Consider the following 4,026-nt stretch of genomic DNA (forward strand, 5'->3'; position numbering starts at 1 on the left):
CTGGCTCATGAGATGTGTCAGAAATTGTGCGTCATTCGCAGACATCAGGGTTCCATAGGCGGACGGAAGGAACTTCTTGACCGTCTGACCACCCACATTTTCAACATGATCGATCATATATGGCTTCATCAGCGTGCCGCCGTTGGCGATCGCCGATACGATCATCAGGTTATGCAGCGGCGTAATCTGGGTTTTCCCCTGTCCGATCGCGGTCTGAAGCTTTTCCCAGTCATCCGAACTGCCGTCGAGCGAAAACGTGCTCTGGTTGTACGGAAGTGTGTACGGAAGCTCCGAATTAAAGAGCATCTGATTTGCCAGCGCCCGGAATTTTTCTGAATTAATCTGCATTCCAATCTCCGCAAACGCACCGTTGCAGGAATTGGCAAATGCCTGAATCAGGTTCTGCGCCCCGTGTGCCGTCCCGTGGTAACATTTAATCGTATAATCGCCATTCTGGTAAGAGCCATTACAATTATACACATAGTCCTGCCAGGTATTCGGGTTCTCTTTCATATATTCCAGCACCGTCAGCATCTTGAACGTCGATCCCGGCGGATATAAGCCCTGCGTCGCGCGGTTGACTAACTGCGCCTTCGTATTGTCCGGCGATGTCAACTCTGCCCAGCGCTCATCGACGAGATTCGCATTGAAATTCGGCTGGGAAACCATCGTTAAAATCTTTCCCGTATCCGGTTCCATGACAATCACCGCGCCCCGGTGTTTTCCGATCGCGTCGGATGCCGTCTGCTGCAGATCCACATCGAGCGTCGTAATCACATTGTCGCCCAGATTTTTCTTCCCCTGAAATTCATTGATCGTTTTCTCAATCAGATTCACATGGGAGGAAAGCAGGTAGAAATTCGCCAGCGACTCCAGACCTGTTTTTCCATTTTTGCCGGAATATCCGACCGAATGGACAAACAGATAATCATACGGATAATAGCGTTTCTCGCTTCCGTCACTTGCAACGTTCGTCTGCGCCAGCACCGTTTTATCATTGCTCATAATCGAACCGCGGGTCACCCGGTCTGAGAGGAGATCGAGTCTCGCATTATAAGAGCTGCCGATCACATTTTCACTCTTAAACTGGATAAACCAGCCAAAATAAACGGCCATCGCGATAAAGAGCACCGCAATCCCATAGGTCAGCCACAGAATATGACGGTTTGAACGCGCTCTCGCATTTTCAGTTCTTTCCATTTCATCCTTCTGCCTCATCAAACTGCTGCTCCTCCTCTTCTTCCTCATTCCGTTTCAGGACATAGAGTCCCTGTATCACGCCAAACAGGATAAATGTGCTGAGAATCGAACTGCCTCCATAACTGACAAGCGGCAGCGTCACGCCGGTGGACGGAATAAACTTGGTCACGCCGCCGATCGTCAGGAACACCTGCACCACATACTCAATTCCCAGACCAAACGCGATCAGCTTGTAAAATAATGCCTGCATCCGGGTCGCAATCAGCATGAACTGCATGAAGCAGCCCAGACAGATCAGGAGAATACAGAGCGCATAGATGCCGCCCAGCTCCTCCGAGATCGCCGCGAAAATGAAGTCCTTCTCGACAACCGGGATCTTCTTCGGCATCCCCTGGTAAAGTCCCATGCCAAACCAGCCGCCTGTGCCGATCGCAAAGAGCGCCTGCGTAACCTGATATCCTTTTCCTGCGATGTCACTCCACGGATCCTGCCATGCTTCCACGCGGACACGCACATGCGAAAACAGCTTATACGCCAGCATCGCAGCCGCACAGCCGCTTCCAAGACCGCCTGCCAGATACAGCCAGTTGGAGGTTGCAATAAACAGCATCAGGACATAGGCGAGGAAAAAAATCAGCGCACTTCCCAGATCCTTGGATAACACCAGAATCAACACGTGCGCCGCCGCCACGCCGGTCGTGATCGCCACATTTTTAAACTCCGTTGAGCGGTAAAACATCGTCGCCACGAAGAATACAAAGCTGATCTTAACAAACTCGGACGGCTGGAACGAAAATCCGCCGATACTGATCGAAAGCTGCGCGCCGAAGCTGGTATTGCCGATCACACAGACAACCAGCAGCAGCGCCAGACCTATCAGGCCGTACACCCACGGTATCTTAGCGAGCTGCCAGGTTCTATCTATCACATATGGTATAATCATTGTGATAACCGCCGCAACTGCCATGATGATAAACTGGCGGACCGCCTTGTCCATCGAGATGCGCGTCAGCATGATAAAACTGGTGCACAGAAGCATACACGTGTTGTTCAGCAACAGTCTCGACGCATTCCGGTAAAACAGNNTCGACGCATTCCGGTAAAACAGCCGGTATAAGAGCTGGTACAGGACAAAAAAGACAAGCTGCGCGCCGAAAAACAGCACAACTGCCTCATCCTCGGTTTGTAGATAAATGATCGTACCCGACAGAAGAAATATCAAAAACAGCGGTACATTCTGCAGACGACAGAGCCGGAGTTTCGACTCGTCATCCGGCAGTGAAAAAAAGCGGAAATTGTAATATGTATAAATCAGTATCAGTAATATCATCAGATACCTGGACATCGTTGTCACAAGATTTATCATGGTGATCCTCCTTTTCATGTGTACCCGGAAGATTCCCGGTACACACGCTACTCTACGCCCCTCTTAAAATGACCTCTTGTAAATTCGCCCTCCAGCTCCACCGGTTCCTGATGGAGGAAGGTCTTCACGTAGGCATCCAGCACTTCCCCGGTCTGTGCCGCACTCTCCGACGTAAATGCCAGACGCAACACCTCCGGCTGCAGGCGGTCTATCTGCTTTTTATCCTTCAAAAGCGACAGGGGGCTGGAATTGTAGATCGTATTGCAGCAGAAACGGCACTGGTTCCTTACCGGAAATACCTTCTTTTTGCGATCCCGCAGATACAGATATTCCGGACATTTACTGCATCCTTCCACGGTTTTCCGGATGCACTGGGCGGTTACCATGACCGGGATCGAACCATATACGAGAAGTTCCCGTTCCCGGCTGTCGCGCGCCTCCAACTCCCGGCTGTTGAGCTCGACCGGAAGGGTAAAACGCATCGAAAGCTCCGGCGCCATCTCCCGCACAAAATCCTCCGCCCGGTGATTCATCGTATAAATACCATAATCCATCACAAGCGGGATGGAAATCTTCCACTCGCGCACCAGTTCCAGCTCTTCCCATGCCCGGATGACAAGACCGTCAAATCCCGCCGATTCCAGCCTGGAACGATGTGTTTCAAAATATTCCTTTGCCCGATCGCGGAAAATATGCGGCATTACCAAAAGACACTGCTTGTCTGCCTCATGGCAGCGCGATACCCATTCGTTCCACTGTTCAGCGCCAAATTCAGCGCTATCCAGATAGATGGCGCCGACTTCCGGTACGGATAACGCCACTTTTAACTGTGCCGGGTGTTCGACCGAAACATGGATGTGGTACAGAGCTGTTTTATTCCCTTTTTTATTCTCAAACAGCGTTTTCTGGCTCTGTACAGGTAAACCCGCTGTGAGTTCAACGTCCTGAGCCGGGCTGGTTTTTTCTGATTCCGAACCTGTCTGGTTATTTTCTTCCAGATTCTTTTCTTCCAGATTTTGCCACCCTTTTCCTGTCCCGCACGCCCTATTTTCCGGTATCTCCCGGCGGTATGGACGCAGTATCTCCTCGGTCAGCTGCTCAAACGCAGAGCGGCGGAGTTCATTTAACTCCTGCACCGGCACAAAGGGGCTGCCGCCTGTCTCCACTTCCAGATTTTCAAAATAATACGGCGTATTTCCCGTTTTTCCGAGCTGTTTCTCAATCCGTTCCTTGCTCATCGGCTGTTTCACTGCCGTCTGGACAACTGCTCCGATTCCGCCTGCCATCCGGCTTTCTCCCGTCAGCGGATCTTCGTATTGAAGCGTCAGCTGCAGCGGTTCGCCTTCACAGACACGCGCAAACCCCTGAACCGGTTCTTTCACCTCTGCTTCCACATACGTTTTGTCCAGATACTGGTAAAGTTCCCGGTTTTCCTGGCGGAATGCCGGTTTCTCATGGCA

General features: G+C 51.3%; 3 protein-coding genes. All 3 read right to left on the reverse strand.

Features of this window, described 5'->3' with window-relative positions:
* A partial coding sequence (locus tag QVO97_RS09930) for a penicillin-binding transpeptidase domain-containing protein (protein ID WP_288189597.1) occupies positions 1–1,218 on the reverse strand: 1,218 nt, incomplete at its 3' end.
* Positions 1,202–2,566: an FtsW/RodA/SpoVE family cell cycle protein gene (locus QVO97_RS09935; RefSeq protein WP_022360174.1), complete on the reverse strand. Its 1,365-nt coding sequence runs from the start codon at positions 2,564–2,566 to the stop codon at positions 1,202–1,204. The genes QVO97_RS09930 and QVO97_RS09935, both read right to left, overlap by 17 nt.
* 47 nt (positions 2,567–2,613) lie before the next feature.
* A partial coding sequence (locus QVO97_RS09940; RefSeq protein WP_288189582.1) for a DUF3656 domain-containing U32 family peptidase occupies positions 2,614–4,026 on the reverse strand: 1,413 nt, incomplete at its 5' end.

The organism is Clostridium sp. CAG:43, assembly GCF_000434655.1.
GTDB lineage: Bacteria > Bacillota > Clostridia > Lachnospirales > Lachnospiraceae > Otoolea > Otoolea fessa.